The 16,808-nt window shown below is 58.7% G+C and carries 17 protein-coding genes; 10 read left to right on the top strand and 7 right to left on the bottom strand.

Translation table 11 applies throughout. The features are described from left to right. Window positions 1-22 precede the first annotated feature (22 nt). Window positions 23-826, top strand: a complete 804-nt coding sequence (locus ACKFRX_RS05090; RefSeq protein ID WP_005327448.1) for a DUF6542 domain-containing protein — start codon at window positions 23-25, stop codon at window positions 824-826. Window positions 827-891: 65 nt separating this feature from the next. On the opposite strand, the gene ACKFRX_RS05085 is transcribed toward ACKFRX_RS05090, so the two are convergent. Further along, the gene (locus ACKFRX_RS05085) at window positions 892-1,842 is read right to left on the bottom strand and encodes a 4-hydroxy-3-methylbut-2-enyl diphosphate reductase (RefSeq protein ID WP_408928212.1); all 951 of its coding nucleotides are present in this window, start codon (window positions 1,840-1,842) and stop codon (window positions 892-894) included. Between the two features lie 141 nt (window positions 1,843-1,983). On the opposite strand from ACKFRX_RS05085, the gene xseA reads away from it, so the two are divergent. The 3 genes from xseA to ACKFRX_RS05070 are packed head-to-tail and all read left to right on the top strand — an operon-like array spanning window position 1,984 to window position 3,884. Then, the gene (gene xseA, locus ACKFRX_RS05080; RefSeq protein WP_250409686.1) at window positions 1,984-3,225 is read left to right on the top strand and encodes an exodeoxyribonuclease VII large subunit; all 1,242 of its coding nucleotides are present in this window, start codon (window positions 1,984-1,986) and stop codon (window positions 3,223-3,225) included. A gap of 21 nt (window positions 3,226-3,246) precedes the next feature. Further along, on the top strand, window positions 3,247-3,516 hold the full coding sequence (locus tag ACKFRX_RS05075; RefSeq protein WP_005327444.1) for an exodeoxyribonuclease VII small subunit: 270 nt from the start codon (window positions 3,247-3,249) through the stop codon (window positions 3,514-3,516). Next, complete coding sequence (locus ACKFRX_RS05070; protein ID WP_250409687.1) at window positions 3,516-3,884, top strand: hypothetical protein; 369 nt, start codon at window positions 3,516-3,518, stop codon at window positions 3,882-3,884. Before ACKFRX_RS05075 ends, ACKFRX_RS05070 begins: the two co-directional genes overlap by 1 nt. Here the strand turns inward: ACKFRX_RS05070 and ACKFRX_RS05065 are convergent. Continuing rightward, entirely contained in the window at window positions 3,868-4,437 is a 570-nt protein-coding gene (locus tag ACKFRX_RS05065) for a DUF4245 domain-containing protein (protein ID WP_005327440.1), read from the bottom strand. The genes ACKFRX_RS05070 and ACKFRX_RS05065 overlap by 17 nt on opposite strands. 188 nt (window positions 4,438-4,625) lie before the next feature. Between ACKFRX_RS05065 and glpX the strand changes: the two genes are divergently transcribed. The 5 genes from glpX (at window position 4,626) to ACKFRX_RS05040 (ending at window position 11,149) form a co-directional block, all read left to right on the top strand. Then, on the top strand, window positions 4,626-5,639 hold the full coding sequence (gene glpX, locus ACKFRX_RS05060; protein ID WP_239280113.1) for a class II fructose-bisphosphatase: 1,014 nt from the start codon (window positions 4,626-4,628) through the stop codon (window positions 5,637-5,639). 84 nt (window positions 5,640-5,723) lie between these two features. Beyond that, window positions 5,724-7,124 carry a class II fumarate hydratase gene (locus tag ACKFRX_RS05055; protein WP_179386293.1) on the top strand — a complete coding sequence of 467 codons (1,401 nt, stop codon included), beginning with the start codon at window positions 5,724-5,726 and terminating at the stop codon, window positions 7,122-7,124. A 625-nt stretch (window positions 7,125-7,749) separates the two neighbouring features. Next, window positions 7,750-8,823, top strand: coding sequence for an IS30 family transposase (locus ACKFRX_RS05050; protein WP_234447260.1), 1,074 nt, complete (start codon window positions 7,750-7,752; stop codon window positions 8,821-8,823). 140 nt (window positions 8,824-8,963) lie between these two features. Continuing rightward, on the top strand, window positions 8,964-9,587 hold the full coding sequence (locus ACKFRX_RS05045) for a TetR/AcrR family transcriptional regulator (RefSeq protein WP_005327437.1): 624 nt from the start codon (window positions 8,964-8,966) through the stop codon (window positions 9,585-9,587). After that, window positions 9,581-11,149, top strand: coding sequence for an MDR family MFS transporter (locus ACKFRX_RS05040; protein WP_408928211.1), 1,569 nt, complete (start codon window positions 9,581-9,583; stop codon window positions 11,147-11,149). Before ACKFRX_RS05045 ends, ACKFRX_RS05040 begins: the two co-directional genes overlap by 7 nt. Window positions 11,150-11,460: 311 nt before the next feature. Here the strand turns inward: ACKFRX_RS05040 and ACKFRX_RS05035 are convergent, their stop codons facing one another. From ACKFRX_RS05035 to ACKFRX_RS05020, 4 genes are all read right to left on the bottom strand, one after another. Then, on the bottom strand, window positions 11,461-12,030 hold the full coding sequence (locus ACKFRX_RS05035) for a GNAT family N-acetyltransferase (protein ID WP_040425061.1): 570 nt from the start codon (window positions 12,028-12,030) through the stop codon (window positions 11,461-11,463). Window positions 12,031-12,108: 78 nt separating this feature from the next. After that, complete coding sequence (locus ACKFRX_RS05030) at window positions 12,109-13,473, bottom strand: PhoH family protein (protein ID WP_179386289.1); 1,365 nt, start codon at window positions 13,471-13,473, stop codon at window positions 12,109-12,111. A 184-nt stretch (window positions 13,474-13,657) separates the two neighbouring features. Continuing rightward, complete coding sequence (locus tag ACKFRX_RS05025) at window positions 13,658-14,299, bottom strand: hypothetical protein (RefSeq protein ID WP_408928210.1); 642 nt, start codon at window positions 14,297-14,299, stop codon at window positions 13,658-13,660. A 146-nt stretch (window positions 14,300-14,445) separates the two neighbouring features. After that, the gene (locus ACKFRX_RS05020; protein WP_005323600.1) at window positions 14,446-15,120 is read right to left on the bottom strand and encodes a LysR family transcriptional regulator substrate-binding protein; all 675 of its coding nucleotides are present in this window, start codon (window positions 15,118-15,120) and stop codon (window positions 14,446-14,448) included. 71 nt (window positions 15,121-15,191) lie between these two features. Here ACKFRX_RS05020 and ACKFRX_RS05015 point away from each other — a divergent pair, with 71 nt between their 5' ends. Continuing rightward, window positions 15,192-15,521 (top strand): DUF5997 family protein, encoded by a 330-nt coding sequence (locus ACKFRX_RS05015; protein ID WP_023021891.1) that lies wholly within the window; start codon window positions 15,192-15,194, stop codon window positions 15,519-15,521. Here the strand turns inward: ACKFRX_RS05015 and glyA are convergent. Continuing rightward, window positions 15,518-16,801, bottom strand: coding sequence for a serine hydroxymethyltransferase (glyA, locus tag ACKFRX_RS05010; RefSeq protein WP_005323605.1), 1,284 nt, complete (start codon window positions 16,799-16,801; stop codon window positions 15,518-15,520). The two genes, ACKFRX_RS05015 and glyA, sit on opposite strands and share 4 nt — an antisense overlap. Window positions 16,802-16,808: the final 7 nt, after the last annotated feature.

Raw genomic sequence — 16,808 nt, 5'->3', positions numbered from 1 at the left:
GCAACCGGTAGGATCTTCCGACGTGTCACAAGCCAAGCAAAGAAAGTCCTCCGCCGCCCAAAGCTCCGGTCTCCCCAGCATCTCGCTGGGCAAGGGCCTTGGGCTGCTCGCGGCACTCTTGCTCACGGGCGCGTTGATTTCCATCCTGATGGGTTCCATCGGGTGGGCTTACCTCGCGTTCCTTGTCATCGGCTCGCTGCTGGTGGCGCTCATCGTAGAAGAACGCGGCCTCTTCCTCACCGTGGCTTCTATCCCCATTGTGTATGCCATAACGGTGGGCGTGGCCGGTTTCTTTATCACCAAGGCCAACTTGCCAGACGGCGCATCGGCGTTTTCCAAGACGGCGATCGTCACCGCGGCGTTCCCCCTTGTCCAGAGGTTCCTGTGGCTCCTCATTGCCTTCGTGGGTGCGGCAATCATCGCCTGGCTGCGCTGGGCACGCTATCGCAAGACGGCCAAGCGCACCGCCGCAATGGAAACCGCTTCCCGCCGTGCCGACGCCGAACAAGACCGACGCAACCGCGAGGAACGCCTATCGGTTGCAGACTTGATGGCGCGCGATAAGCCGGCAAAGCAACCTAAGAAATCGCAAGCCGCACCGCAGCGCGCCCGCGCCTCGCACACGTTAAAGAAGTCACGCCCCGCGCCCAAGGATCGCCTGCGTGGGCGCGACCGTGAAGAGCGCCGCCGAATGCAACAAGAGGAACGCGACAATCCGCTGCGCCCGGATCCAGCCCGGCGCGCTGGCGATTCCGTCCCGGCGTCTCAGCAGGAGAAGGAACAGCCTAAGCAAGGCTGGGACGATAACCTCTACGACGAGGATTAAAGCAAAAAGAAAGGCCCGTTTCCGGGCCTTTCTTTCGTTTTCACCGCCGTATAGGCGAACGCTACTTAGGTGCGTGCTGAGCGCAGGTCGCGCGGCAAGGCGAAGGTAATCGTCTCGGTAGAGGTAGTTACCTGCTCTACGTCGCTATAACCGCGCTCGTCCAGGAACTCCAGTACTTCGCGTACCAGCAACTCAGGTACCGAAGCACCACAGGTTACGCCGACGGTCTGGACGCCTTCCAGCCAGGCTTCGTCGATTTCCTTGGCAAAATCCACGAGGTGGGAAGCCTTGGCGCCTGCCTCCAGCGCCACCTCAACCAAGCGCACCGAGTTGGAGGAGTTCTTAGAGCCCACCACAATCATCAGGTCGCACTGTGGCGCAATGGCCTTGACGGATTCTTGGCGGTTTTGGGTGGCGTAGCAAATATCGTCTGAAGGCGGGTTCTCTAGGTGCGGGAAGCGCTCGCGCAGCTTGTTGACGATGGTGATGGTCTCATCCACCGATAGCGTGGTCTGGGACAGCCAGATAAGCTTCTCATCCTGCAGGGACTCTGGCAGCTTGGCGACGCCCTCGACGCCATCTACGAGGTGGGTGACCTCGGGTGCTTCGCCGGCGGTGCCTTCTACTTCTTCGTGGCCTTCGTGGCCAACCAAGAGGATGTGATAGCCATCGCGCTGGAAGCGCTGGGCTTCCTTGTGCACCTTGGTTACCAATGGGCAGGTGGCGTCCAAAGTAAGCTGCTTGCGCTGCGTTGCTTCTGCGCGCACGGCTGGGGAAATACCGTGGGCGGAGAAGACTAGGTGGGCGCCTTCTGGTGCCTCAGAGGCCTCGTCGACGAAGATGACGCCGCGTTCTGCCAGAGATTCTACGACGTAACGGTTGTGCACGATTTGTTTGCGTACATAAATGGGCGCGCCGTACTTTTCCAGCGCCTTTTCTACGGTCTCGACCGCGCGGTCCACGCCCGCGCAGTATCCGCGCGGGGCCGCGAGGAGAACATTTTTACCATCAGTCATGGCTCCCAGAGTATCGAAACACTACGCAAAACAATAGTGGGGCCTAACGTCACCTTTCTGGCTACCCCGAGCGGGGCAATAGACCGCACTGGCCCCTAAACTAGACGGAAGAACACGGCAGACTGAAGAAAGGGAGGCTGTGTGAATCAACCAGCAAATACTCCGGATACTCCCTGGCCCGTTGGCAAGGTCAATGACCAAGTCAAGGGCTGGATCGAGCGCCTGGGTTACCTGTGGGTAGAGGGTCAGTTGACCCAAATTAACTTCAAGCCCACCTGGAAGCTGTCCTACCTCACTCTGCGTGACGTACAGCAGGAAAAGTCCGTGCAATTGACTTGCCCATCATCGATGTTGCAGTCATTGTCAGCACCGCTGAAAGATGGCGACCGCGTCATTGTCCACGGTAAGCCCGCCTTTTACGCTGGACGCGGATCCTTTTCACTGTGGACCACCGAAATTCGTCATGTGGGCATTGGCGATCTGCTTGCTCGCATTGAAAAGCTGCGCCAACAGCTAGCTGCTGAAGGCCTTTTCGATCCCGCACGCAAGCGTCCTCTCCCCTACCTGCCGCACAAAATTGGGCTGATTACCGGCCGTGGTTCTGCTGCAGAGCGGGATGTGATGGCGGTAGCCCATGACCGCTGGCCGGCGGTGCAGTTCCGCGTCCTCAATACCGCGGTTCAGGGTGCGAATACCGTACCTGAGGTTATTGATGCGCTCCAGCAGCTTGATGCGGATCCTGAGGTGGACGTCATCATCATCGCCCGTGGCGGCGGCTCCGTGGAAGATCTGCTGCCCTTCTCGGAAGAAGCACTACAACGCGCAGTGGCAGCGGCCGGCACCCCGGTAGTCTCTGCCATTGGCCACGAGCCGGACAGCCCAGTGCTCGATAATGTCGCTGACCTGCGCGCCGCCACGCCTACCGACGCCGCCAAGCGCGTCGTGCCCTCTGTGTCCGAGGAGCGCGCCATCGTCGCAGAGGCTCGCTCCCGCATGGCGGCCGCGCTGCGCGGCTGGGTGGAAAGGGAACGTCGCGGCCTCGACAATATCCGTTCCCGGCCTGTCATGGCGGACCCGATGACCCCTATCCGCGCGCGCCACGAGGAGGTGGAGCGCACCCGCGCCACCATGCGGCGAGAAATTGAAGTCATGGTGGAGCGAGAAACCCGCCACGTGGAATCGCTGCGCGCCCGCGTTTCGGCCTTGGGTCCGTCGGCGACTCTCGCCCGCGGATACTCCATTGTCCAGGTAGTGCCCAAGGACGGTTCCGGGCCCGAGGTCGTCACCTCTTATAAGCAATCCCCGCCTGGCGCTCAACTGCGCATTCGCGTGGGCGATGGATCTATTACCGCAGTTTCTATGGCCTCCCAGGCCGCCGATTAATCACCAACCGAGGAGAAAATCATGTCCGATGACACCATTGGTACCGGCCAGCCAGGCCAGGATGCTTTTACCCCAGTAGAAGAATTGAGCTATGAGCAAGCCCGCGATGAGCTCATTGAAACCGTTAAGATTCTCGAGCTCGGACAAATGGGCTTGGATGAGTCGCTGAAGTACTGGGAGCGCGGCGAGGCCCTTGCCCGTGCGTGCGAGGCGCACCTCGACGGCGCGGCGAAGCGTGTGGAAGACGCGCTCGATAAGGCCGAGGACGCAGACGCTGAAGGAGATGAGTAGTGCAGATCTATGGTTATCCAGGCGAGCGCGTGGATTTTGTGTCGAAATCCGCAGCCGCCGGTTCCATCATGGCGGGAGATTCCCGAGATTTCGTAGAAGAATTCTTCGGTCCTGCACACACCCGCGACGATAATGAGGTCAGCTACTTCTCCCAATCCGTGGTGCTGCGGTTTACGGACGACAAAGTACGCGAGATTGCCATTTATCCGCAGCGCTCGCAGCGCGAGCGCATCGATGTCTTTGCAGGAAAAACACGCCTCAGCGGCCTAGATTCGCAGGCCCTAGCTGAAGTTATTGCCCAGGCCGGCGACGGTCTTAGCGCCACCGCCGCGGAAGAAGGCTTGGGCGAGGTTATTTTTCGGCTATAGGTGCGGCGTCGATAAACGCAGCGGTAGCAGCCTCAAAGTCACTGTCGTCCGCGGCGCCGGAGATGATGAGGCGGGCATCGCCCAAATCCGTAACCCAGAGGCGGCGCACGGAATCATCGTCGCTTTCTAGCACCCGCACTTGGTGCCCCTTGACCTCGCGGGCGGATTCGATGCCGCGGTAGTTGGCATCGTACGCCTCGCCTGCCTTATCGGCCGCGACCTGCGTTTGCGTAGATTCCACAAACCCTTGGTCAGCGGTCACCCAACTGACCACGGTGGCGTTCTCGCCGCCCATATCTACGCGGCGGGCAGCATTGGCCTCCCACCCCTCTGGCATTTCGGGATTGCGAATTGCACCGACCCCTGCGCGGGCTTGGGTGTTTAGGAAGGTTTGTTCATCCACTTCCTGCACCGCTCCCTGCTGGGTTTCGGAGTTAATTGAACACAGGCCGGTCGCTCCCACGGCGAGCAGCATCATAATCACCACGACGGCGAGGGACAGGGAAATATCCTTCGCGCCTTCAAAAATCTTTGGTCTTTCTTCTGCAGCCACGCGCCTTAGTATCGCACGGCCTGCTTTCAAAAAGCCACACGGCCCCTTTTGCCCCGAAAGATTTGTCAATCCCCCACAAATGGGGCGCAAAATCGAACCCATTAGAGCAAAAAAGTGCGAGAATGGAAAGGTAGAGCATCAAGGGGAACACCCCTCGATGAGAAAACTATGGAAGGCAACCACTACACATGTCCGAAAATACGTCTTATCTTCCTGACCGCAACCTGGCAATGGAACTGGTTCGTGTCACCGAGGCAGCAGCACTCGCTTCCGGCCGTTGGGTAGGCCGCGGCCAGAAGAATGAGGGCGATGGCGCGGCGGTCGACGCCATGCGCAAGCTCATCAATTCTGTAGCGATGAACGGCGTCGTTGTCATTGGTGAGGGCGAAAAGGATGAGGCCCCCATGCTCTTTAACGGCGAAGAGGTCGGCACCGGCGAGGGTGCCGCCATGGATATCGCCGTGGACCCAGTCGACGGTACCCGTTTGATGGCGGAAGGCCGCCCCAACGCCATCTCCGTCATCGCAGCCGCCGAGCGCGGAACCATGTATGACCCTTCCGCAGTCTTCTACATGGAAAAGATTGCTGTCGGCCCAGAGGCCGTAGGTGCCATTGACATCAACGAATCCGTGGAATGGAATATCCAGTCCGTGGCTAAGGCGAAGAATATTCGCCCTACCGATCTGACCGTGGTGGTCCTTGACCGTCCCCGCCACGAACAGCTCATCTCTGAAATTCGCGCCGCAGGCGCCAAGGTGCGCCTCATCATGGATGGTGACGTAGCCGGCGCCATCGCCACCTGCCAGGATTCGAACTCCATCGACATGATGATGGGCATCGGCGGCACCCCGGAGGGCATCATCACTGCCTGCGCTATGCGCTGCATGGGCGGCGAAATCCAGGGCAAATTGTGGCCGAAGGATGAAGAGGAAGCAGAAAAGGCCCGCGCCGCCGGCCATGATTTGGACCGCGTCCTCAAGACCAATGATCTGGTCTCCTCTGAAAACTGCTACTTCGCTGCCACCGGCGTGACCAATGGTGACATGCTGCGCGGCGTTTCCTACCGCAATTCCGGTGCTACTACCCGCTCGCTGGTTATGCGCTCCAAGTCCGGCACCATCCGCTACATCGACTCCATCCACAAGCTGTCCAAGCTGCAGGAGTATTCCGTCGTGGACTACGACACGCCAACCAAGAAGTAGGGTCCACCCCCGAAGGCGGCCCTTCTTTTGGTTCTCCGCCATACTGGAAAGCACACACTCCCAATTAACTGAGGTGATCTTCACATGACTGAATACCGCATTGAACATGACACCATGGGCGAAGTTAAGGTTCCTGCAGATGCCCTGTGGCGTGCACAGACCCAGCGCGCAGTGGACAACTTCCCTATCTCTGGCCGCGGCCTGGAAAATGCGCAGATTCGCGCCCTTGGCCTGCTCAAGGCAGCCTGCGCTCAGGTAAATAAGGATTCCGGCAAGCTGGACGCGGACAAGGCCGATGCCATCATTGCTGCCGCCACCGAAATCGCCGAGGGCAAGCATAATGACGCCTTCCCTATCGACGTATTCCAGACCGGCTCCGGTACCTCGTCCAATATGAATACCAATGAGGTTATTGCCTCCTTGGCACATAACAATGGCGTGGAAATTCACCCGAATGACCACGTGAATATGGGCCAGTCCTCTAATGACACCTTCCCCACCGCTACGCACGTGGCTGCTACGGAAGCTGCCGTTAATGACCTCATCCCGGGCCTGAAGGTCCTCCACGAGTCCTTGACCAAGAAGGCCAAGGAATTCGCCGACGTGGTCAAGGCCGGCCGCACCCACCTGATGGATGCCACCCCGGTTACCCTGGGCCAGGAATTCGGCGGATATGCCCGCCAGATCGAGCTGGGCATCGAGCGCATTGAGGCCACCCTGCCACGCTTGGGCGAGCTGGCCATCGGCGGCACCGCCACCGGTACCGGCCTGAATACCTCCGCAGACTTTGGCGCCAAGGTCACCGAGGAGCTGAAGAAGCTCACCGGCGTGCAGGAACTGAAGGAAGCAGAAAACCACTTCGAGGCCCAGGCTGCCCGCGATGGCTTGGTGGAATTCTCCGGCGCCATGCGCTCGATTGCTGTATCCCTCAATAAGATTGCCAATGACCTGCGCATGATGGGCTCCGGCCCGCTGACTGGCCTGGCCGAGATTCACCTGAAGGACCTGCAGCCGGGTTCCTCCATCATGCCGGGCAAGGTCAATCCGGTTATTCCGGAGGCCGTCACCATGGTGGCCGGCCAGGTGGTAGGCAATGACGCAGCCGTAGCCTTCGGCGGCGCCCAGGGCCACTTCGAGCTCAACGTCTTCATCCCGATGATGGCGCGCAACGTACTCGAGTCCGCTCGCCTGCTGGCTAATGCTTCCCGCGTCTTCGCCGATAAGTGCATCGATCACATCGAGGCCAACGAAGAGCGCATGAAGCACTTTGCGGAGTCCTCCACCTCCATCGTGACCCCGCTCAACTCTGCCATTGGCTACGAGAACGCAGCTAAGGCGGCTAAGCACGCCCTGCACGAGAAGATCACCGTCCGCCAGGCCGTTATTGACCTGGGCTTTGTCGACGGCGAAAACCTCACCGAGGAGGAGCTGGATAAGCGCCTCAACGTGCTGAGCATGACTAACCGCGACCGCGATAACTTCTAAGTATTCGCCGCACCGCCACCCCGCCCGGGCAGGACTCGGGCGGGGTTTCGCATGTCTGGGGTAAGGCTTGATTTCTAGCGGTCGTGGAAACACCTGACATGGGTTGGGTGATTGTGTGGAGTCGAAATGGGTTCCGGATTCTGTTGTCGTGGCGCGGTTTGCGTCGTTGGTTCGGGCTGGTAGTTCAATACGGGCGGCTGCTGGTGTGGTTGGTTTACCGCGGTCGGTGGCTTATCGGCTTGCTGGTGAGTTGGACTTGCCGCGCAAGCGCCGCAGGCGTATTAGCTCGGCTGACAGTCAGGCAATAGCTCGCCTGTGGCTTGAAGGTGTGGCACCAATGGATATTGCGCGCCAGCTTTCTATAGGCTCTACTCCGGTATATCGAATCGGTATTGAGCTTGGTTTGTGGAAACGCAATCCGTACGGCCGCAAAGCTGCGGCAACAACTCGCCGGTGTAGTTATCTGCAACTGCGTGTAAATGCTTTAGGACGCAAAGATGCCGCTTTAGCCTGTGGCATTCATCCGCGTAATGCTGCTGATATAGACAAAGGCGTCATTAAGCTTTCCACCGGGCGTGTGCCTTTTGTCCCGGATGGCCCGGATGTGGCGCTGTATAACAGGCTTATGCAGGTACTCGAGTACGTTGATGGTCGCCAAGCAGTTCCAGTCCAGGTTATTTCACAACAGCGTATCGATAGGCGTATTTCTTCGCGCTATCTATCGATAGAAGAGCGCGAGCTCATCTTTGATCTTGACCGGCAAGGCAAAGGCGTACGTGAGATAGCTCGGCGTCTTCAGCGCTCTGCTGGAACTATCAGCAAGGAACTTAAACGCAACCGGGATGAGTTTGGGGTATATCTTCCCACGTATGCGCACCGTAAATCGGTGTTGCGTAGGTTTAGACCGAAAAAGCGCAAGATTGATACCAATCCACGCTTGCGTGAGGTGGTTTGGGAAATGGTGAAAGACAGGTACTCGCCAGAGCAGATTTCTGGGCGGTTGCGCAGTTGCTACCCCGGTGATGAGACTATGTACGTGTGTCCTGAAACGATTTATCAATCTCTGTATTTCCAGGCTAAAGGCGAGTTGAAAAAAGAAATCGCTGCTGCACTGCGTCGCGGTCACGCCCAACGTCGACCTCGTGGCACGCGCAGCGCCCGCAAGCGGTTTGTTGACCCTATAGTGATGATTTCCGACCGGCCAGCAGAAGTAGACGACCGAGCCGTACCAGGTCATTGGGAAGGCGACCTCATTTTAGGCGCGGGCAATAAGTCTGCAATTGGGACTCTCGTAGAACGAACCACGCGCTATGTCATCTTGCTGCATCTACCTAATGGGCATAATGCTACCGAAGTAAATGCAGCACTTACTAAAGCGATCGCTGGCTTGCCAGATCATCTCAAAGGCTCACTTACCTGGGACCAGGGAAGTGAAATGGCCTGCCATAAGGCCTTTTCTGTAGCGACAAACTGTCCCGTGTTCTTCTGCGATCCTGGCTCGCCGTGGCAGCGGGGCACCAATGAAAACACCAACGGACTACTTAGGCAGTACTTCCCCAAAGGAACAGACCTAAGCCTCCACAGTGCAGCGGACCTAGAATTCGTCGCCATGCAACTCAACCGCCGCCCCCGCAAAACCCTGGGCTTTCAAACACCAGCCGAGAAAATGGCAGCACTGATAAACTCAACCGAAACATAGGAAGTGTTTCCACGACCACTAGAATCCGCCAGGGGGCGTCGGCAAGCGCTATGGCATAGCACACATTAGGGAAAACGCACCTCTAAAATCACCACTTTTGCACTTGGTGCAAGTTTGCACCGAGTGTAAAGTTGCATGGCGTGCAAGAAGAATTATCACTACGCGAGCAGAAGCGCCTCGAGACGCGCCTGCGCATTGAGGATGCCGCCACGAAGCTGGTGGATGAACAATCCTTTAGCGCGGTCACGATTGAGAGGATCTGCGAAGTAGCCGGTATTTCTCGGCGCACCTTCTTCAATTATTTCGACTCCAAGGAATCCGCCGTACTAGGTGCTCCAAGCACCGAGTTTACGGAGGAGATGCGGGAATTCTTCCTCACGGAACCAACGACCAGCATGGTGGGACTCGTCCTCCAGTTGGTCAGGCAACACATGGAAGGCCACCACATCAACCCGACCATCCGGGACCGCCGCAAGCGCATCTCTAATGATCCGGATGCGGCCGCGGCGGCAATAAGCCGGAAGCGGGCAAAGTCCATTGAGCTTATCGATCTCATTGAAGAACGCCTCACCACAGAACCGGAGCTTCGCGTCCTCGATAACTGCTCCGCAAGTACCGAGGCGATGCTCATCGCCGGCCTCGTCCGCGAGGCACTGTGGCTCGCGATGGCATCCCCCGATGCGGATTGCAGCAAGGACCTCCACGCGCGACTCGATACCTCCCTCACGCTAATAACAGATTTTATGAAAGGAATGCGATGGTAGATACGGCTACTAAGGCCCCCACGCAGGGCCAGTCCCGAGCCGATAACCTCGGGCTTATCTTCTCGGCTTTGATGCTCACCATGCTGATGAGCTCTTTGGGCCAAATGATCTTCTCTACTGCTCTTCCCACCATCGTTGGTGAGCTTGGCGGCGTCGACCACATGAGCTGGGTCATCTCCGCCTTCCTTGTCACCATGACCATCGCCATGCCTATTTCCGGCAAGCTGGGTGACATGCTAGGCCGCAAGTGGCTCTATATCGGTGGTATCGCCACCTTCGTCGTGGGCTCTACCCTCGGCGGCTTTGCAAACTCCATGACACTGCTGATCATCGCCCGCGCTGTGCAGGGCTTTGGCGCAGGTTTTATGATGATTTCCTCCCAGTCCATCATCGCCGAGGTCACCTCCTCCCGTGAGCGCGGCAAGTTCATGGGCATCATGGGCGGCGTCTTCGGCCTGTCCTCGGTTCTCGGCCCCGTCCTCGGCGGCTGGTTCACCGACGGCCCAGGCTGGCGCTGGGGCATGTGGATGAATATCCCGCTGGGTATCCTCGCCATTATCGTGTGCATCCTCGTGCTGCACCTGCGCGTAGGTGATGCCGATATGAAGCGCTTTGACTGGCTAGGTGCCACCTTCATCGCCATCACCACCGCCTCCCTTATCCTCATGACCACCTGGGGCGGCACCGAGTACGAGTGGGGCTCTTCCATGATCCTCACCTTGGGTGCCATCACCATTATCGGCGCCATCATCACCGTCTTTGTGGAGCTGCGCGCTAAAGAACCGCTCATCCCGGTTCGCCTATTCAAGAACCGCAACATGGCCCTGACTACCCTCTCCGGCGTGGTACTTGGCCTGGCAATGTTCGGTGTTCTGGGCTACATGCCTACCTACCTGCAGATGGTGCACACCCTGACCCCAACCAAGGCGGGTCTCATGATGATCCCGATGATGGTTGGCCTTATCGGCACCTCCACTGGCGTGGGCTTTATCATCGCCCGCACCGGCCACTACAAGGTCTACCCCATCATCGGCCTGGCGATTACCGCCGGCGCCCTGTTCTGGATGTCCCACCTCTCCGTAGAGACTTCCCTGAAGCAGCTGGGCTGCGAGTTCCTCGTCTTCGGCATCGGCCTGGGCATGGTTATCCAGGTCCTCGTGCTCATCGTCCAGAACTCCTTCCCGCTGTCCCAGGTGGGTACGGCTACCGCGGCGAATAACTTCTTCCGCCAGATCGGCTCCGCACTGGGTGCTTCCCTGGTTGGCTCCATGTTCATCCACAATATGAAGGATGAGATGGCCACCCGCTTGCCAGAGGCTTTCCAGAAGATGGGACCGGAGGGCGCCGCCTACGCGGAGAAGTTCGGCGACGCCAATGGCGGTGCCAATAGCCTCACCCCGGATTTGGTTGCGTCCTTCCCCAAGCCCATCGAGGAAGCAATCCTCAACTCCTACAATGACGGACTGACCCCGGTCATCGCCCTCATGGTTCCGCTGGTTATCGTCGCCCTCATCCTCCTCCTGCCACTGCGCGAGGAGCGACTGAAGGAAACGATTGACTAATATCACCTTCACCTGCAGAAATACAGGCCACTAGCCGGGAGCTGCATGCCCTGCGCGATGCATTCCCGCTTGCCGACGCCCCCATTGAATCCGCCCTCGGCTATGCCCCCGGCGGCCTTCACGCGGCGTTGGAAATCCAGGCCGGTCCCATCGAAGTGTGGCGCAAGCCCGCGCGCACGGTGGGCCGATATGCCCCGCCCTAGGCGGGGCATTTTTATTGCCGCTCCTCTGGTTCTAAGGCCTAAACAAAAAGCCCCTGCCATCGTTACCACGAGTGTGGTACGAGCAGGGGCTAGTATGCGCCGGGGAAGCTACCGCTTCTTTTCCTCCGGCTTGGGCAAAAGCAGCTCATATACGTCGGTGTCGCGCCACTGGCCCGCAAGCTCGCCGTAGGTCATCTTCGCCATATGCGAGTAGGTGCCCACCTTCACGAAGCCGCGGGACTTGTGCAGTCCCGCAGAACCTGCATTTTCAGGGAAAATCCACGAATGGATGGCCCACTTGTGCAGGTCCTTGCACACCTCAATCAGACGATCCAGAAGTGCGCCGCCGATACCACGGCCCTGTGCCTCGGCACCTAGGTAGATGGAGTCCTCCACTACTCCATGGAAGACGGTGCGGGTAGATACAGGGGCCGCAGAAACCCACCCCAAGACCTTAGAGTCATCATCTGCTTCAACGGCAACATGCACCGAAGGCATAATCTTGCCGGCTTTGAATTCTTCAAAGGTCAGGGAGCGGGTCTCATAGGTAGCGTGCCCAGTATTGAGCCCCTGTTCATAGATCTCTCGCATCTGGGGATAATCCGCCGCAGTAAAGGGGCGGATGCGGAAATCTTTCTTCTTATCGTCCGAAGACGTCTGCTTGGCGTTCTCGCTCATATACAACATTATTACTGGGACATGCCCAGCTTCGCCACGCTGTACACATAAAGATCGCCCAACGCGAACGAACTTGGCCTAGTTGCCGCCTTCCAACAGGTCAGTGACGAGCTCCGCAATGGCAGAGCGCTCCGAACGCTGCAGCGTAATATGCGCAAAAAGCTCATGTCCCTTGAGCTTTTCAATCACTGCCTGCACTCCGTCGTGCCGGCCTACGCGAAGGTTATCGCGCTGTGCCACATCGTGAGTAAGAACTACACGCGAGCCCTTCCCCAACCGAGAAAGCACAGTAAGCAAGACATTGCGCTCCAAGGACTGCGCCTCATCCACGATGACAAAAGCATCATGCAGCGAGCGACCGCGAATATGCGTCAGGGGCAAGACCTCGATGAGGCCGCGCTCGTGCACCTCTTCCATGACGTTTTCAGAAACAAGACCCTCCAAAGTGTCATAGACCGCCTGCGCCCACGGGTTCATCTTGTCCGATTCGGTGCCCGGTAGGTACCCCAAGGACTGCCCGCCAACCGCATACATTGGGCGGAAGACCACAATGCGCCGGTGCTCGCCGCGCTCGAGCACCGCCTCCAAACCGGCGCACAGCGCAAGTGCCGACTTGCCGGTGCCGGCGCGGCCACCGATGGAGACAATCCCTACGTTTGGGTCCATCAGCAAATCCAAAGCGATACGCTGCTCCGCGGAGCGTCCCTGAAGACCAAAGGCATTGATATCACCGCGTACAAGCTCGACCACGCCATCAGCACTCATGCGCCCCAGCGCGGATTGCGCACCCGCAGCCAAGGTCAAGCCGCAGTGCACCGGCAGGTCCTCGACGGCGGTACCCTTTTCAGTTTCGATGCCGTCTAGCATGACTTCCCCATCACGATAAAGGGCATCGATGACATCCGAGCTGGTTTGTACCGTCGCCATGCCGGTGTAGCCGGTCAAGACTACGTCCTGGGCGTGATATTCATCTGCCTGCACGCCTACCGCACCGGCCTTCACGCGCAGCGGCACGTCCTTCGTGACCAACACGGTGTCCTTCCCCTCGTGCGCAAGGTTAAGCGCGCACGCCAAGATGCGGTGGTCACCTTCTGGCCCGCGGAACGCGGTAGGCAGCAAGGATTGGTCTTGATGGTTCAATTCCACGCGCAGGGTACCGCCATCGACGTTAACGGGGACCGGCTGGTCTAGGGCCTCATAGGTAGCGCGCAGCTCCTCCAAAAAGCGAAGAGCTTGGCGGGCGAACCAGCCAAGCTCCGGGTGATGACGTTTTCCTTCCAGTTCAGAAATAACTACAACGGGAAGGACCACATCGTGTTCTGCAAATTTACGCAGGGCCCAAGGGTCAGAAAGCAAGACCGAGGTATCCACTACATAGGTCTTGGTAGCGACGGTGTTATCAGTAGTGGCAAGCGGAGTAGAAAGTACAGAGGGACGAGACATGGTGGCAGGGTTCTCCCTTAGTGTGCGGTAGATCAGACTTCTTCCGAATCACCCCGAATCCCCGGGGTTGCCACCCAAAGTAGGCACCGAAGGTTGAAATTACATGGGTGCAAGATGAACATTAAGAAAACGAAAAATCCCTCCGCAGCAGAAGCTGCAGAGGGAGAAGCTCTAAAGGAGCTTTTTACTTCTCTACGGAAGAGGTGAACTTACCGCTCTCGTCCTGGATCCAGGAGATAACGCCATTGTCGAACTGCTGGGTCCAGCCCTTGCCCTCAGTAGCCTTCTCCTCAGCAGCCTTAGGCAGGCCTACCTCTGCATCCAGACCGCCCTGCTCCTTCCAGGTTTCAGCGATCTTGCCGACGATTGGCTGAGCCTCATCGCCACCCTTGGCCATAGCCAGCAGGTTGCCGCCGTCGAAGGTTGCCAAAGAACCCTTATCGGAAGACTCTACGCTCTGTACGTCGCCCCACTCAGCCTTCTTCTCCTCGATGGCAGACGCCAGAGCTGCCGGAACCTCCTTGTCGCCGTTGGCGGTGGAGACGGTCTTGGTGTCGCCGTCCTTGGAATCAGCATCCTCAGACTCAGAGTCCGCAGACTCGGAATCATCCGCGCCCTCAGACTCGGAGGATTCCGCGTCCTTATCCTTTTCGGAGGTAGCTTCATCAACGGCGGAGCCAGCAGCGTCGGTAGCGTCTGCAGCTACGGAGCCGGCGGTATCCTTAGCGTCGTTAGCTGCATCCTCAGCATCGGAGCACGCTACGAGAGCAACGGACAGGGTTGCGGCTGCAAAGCCACCTGCGATACGACGGGTCATCTTCTGCATTACTGCATCATCCTTTCATCGAGAAAGTAAGTTAATTCTAAAATTATTGTTAAATCACCCTTTATGGCGAACAACGACCACCGTAACGACGACTCCCAGCTGGCGCCACCCGTCCGGACAGGAAGTAGACAGCAAACAGTAAAGGCCTACCTACGTTTGCGCTGCTTAGGGACCTTCTTTTTCTTTTGTAACGAATTGTTAACGTTTCTCCGCGCCTGCTTCGCCTTCGCCTTTTCCCTGGCGCTGCGCTTCGGCTTCTCTTGGCGGGAGGAACGAGCCGTACGGCCCTTAGCGACGCCCACGAAGTCCTGGATCGCCTCCCCATCCTCATCCTTGCGCCACACCAACGCAATCTCCGTAACCGGCACGGACTCGTCCTTAAGGCCCAACGGCACCACCTGCTTTTTGCTCAGGACCTTCAGCAGGGGCCGCGGCGCAATCGCGATACCCACGTTGGCCGCCACTACCTGCAAGGCGTCGCGGACTGCGGGGACATCGACAAGCCCGGAATCGGCGACGCGGTAGTTGAGGTGTTCATCGGCGACGTCGGCAAGCGCAAGCTCCTCGCCCACCTCCGCATAGACCGAGTCTTTGGGAACGGCAATGCCAGGGGCCTCTTTATAAAGCCGCACCACGTGAAAGGTGTCATCCACCCGCGGATCCGGCAAGCGCGCAAGAGCTAGGTCCACCTCGCCGGCTACCAGCGGGGCAAGCGCATCGTCCGCATCAACGGTGTACAAGCCACCATGAGCAGTATTTTCCTCGAATCGGCGGAACCACTTTCCGGGTTCTGTACCGGTGGCAAAAGCTAAGCGCAGCATAGAGGACAGTCTACTGAAAGTGCTACGGTAAAAGCGTGACTGAAGAACAAAAGCAACCATCCGGCACCGCCATGCGTGCCCAAACCGCGGCGAAGAAGCTAGGCATCTACCTGCCCGCCGCGCCGGACGAGTTCCAAAATAGTGCCATTAGCCACGAAGAGCTGCGCGAACTGCAGCATAACCCACCCGAGTGGCTGCAAACCTTGCGCCGCGAAGGCCCCCATCCCCGCCCCGAGGTTGCCCATAAGCTGGGAATCTCTGTTACCGCGCTCAAGAAGAACGATATGGATAAGCCGCTGACCACAGCGGAAATCAATCAGCTCCTCCAAGAGCAGCCGGAATGGCTCCAGCAGGCCCGCGCTACCATGGCGCAGGCCCGTGGCCATGAGGTGAAGGACTAAACCAGCTTCCAGTCCTCGAGGCCCTCATACAGCGGGTAGTGCTGGGCAATCTTGTCCACGCGAGCACGCAGGGCCTCCACATCGGCATTCTTGCCCTGGACCAGGGCGGTGCCGATAATATCTGCAACCTCGGTGAAGGCCTCGGCATCGAGGCCGCGGGTTGCCAGCGCAGAAGTACCAATGCGCAGGCCGGAAGTGACCATCGGCGGACGCGGGTCATTCGGTACGGCATTGCGGTTAACGGTAATGCCCACCTCATGCAGCAGATCCTCTGCCTGCTGTCCATCCAATTCGGAATTGCGCAGGTCCGCCAAGACCAAGTGCACATCGGTGCCGCCGGTCAGCACGTCCACGCCAGCCGCCTTGGCATCATCAGCGGTAAGGCGCTCTGCCAGGATGCGAGCACCCTCCAAGGTGCGCTCCTGGCGCTCCTTGAATTCCTCGGTAGCAGCAATCTTCATAGCAATGGCCTTGGCAGCGACCACGTGCATCAGCGGTCCGCCCTGCTGGCCCGGGAAGACGTTGGAATTGATCTTCTTGGCATAATCCTGCTTGGCCAAAATCATGCCGGAGCGCGGGCCACCCAGGGTCTTATGCACGGTGGTGGACACGATATCCGCGTGAGGCACTGGGCTCGGGTGCAGGCCCGCCGCCACAAGACCCGCAAAGTGGGCCATATCTACCCACAGGTAAGCGCCGACCTCATCAGCGATTTCACGGAAGGCCGCGAAATCCATGGTGCGCGGGTAGGCAGACCAGCCGCCGATAATGACCTTCGGCTTTTCCTTCAGCGCCTGCTCGCGCAGCTTATCCATGTCCACACGCATGGTCTCTGGATCCACCTCGTAGGCGGCGACATCATAAAGCTTGCCGGAGAAGTTCAACTTCATGCCGTGGGTAAGGTGGCCGCCGTGAGCCAGGGACAGGCCCAAAATCTTGTCGCCCGGCTCAGCGATGGTGGAAAGAACCGCGGCGTTCGCCTGCGCGCCGGAGTGCGGCTGCACGTTGGCGAATTCCGCACCAAAGAGTTCCTTAGCGCGGTTGCGGGCTAGGTCCTCCACGACGTCGACATGCTCGCAGCCGCCGTAGTAGCGGCGACCTGGGTAGCCCTCGGCGTACTTATTGGTAAGCACGGAGCCCTGTGCCTGGAGCACGGCGCGAGGCACAAAGTTCTCAGAGGCGATCATTTCCAGGGTTTCGCGCTGGCGGGAAATCTCTCCCTGAATTGCGCCGAATACGTCCGGATCAAGGTCGCGGAGGTCAGAGGTAAAAGAAGCCATAAAGGTG

This window comes from Corynebacterium tuberculostearicum, from assembly GCF_046097465.1.
GTDB lineage: Bacteria > Actinomycetota > Actinomycetes > Mycobacteriales > Mycobacteriaceae > Corynebacterium > Corynebacterium tuberculostearicum_I.
Note: the sequence above shows the minus strand (reverse complement) of the source record. Positions and strands in the feature narration are given on the sequence as shown.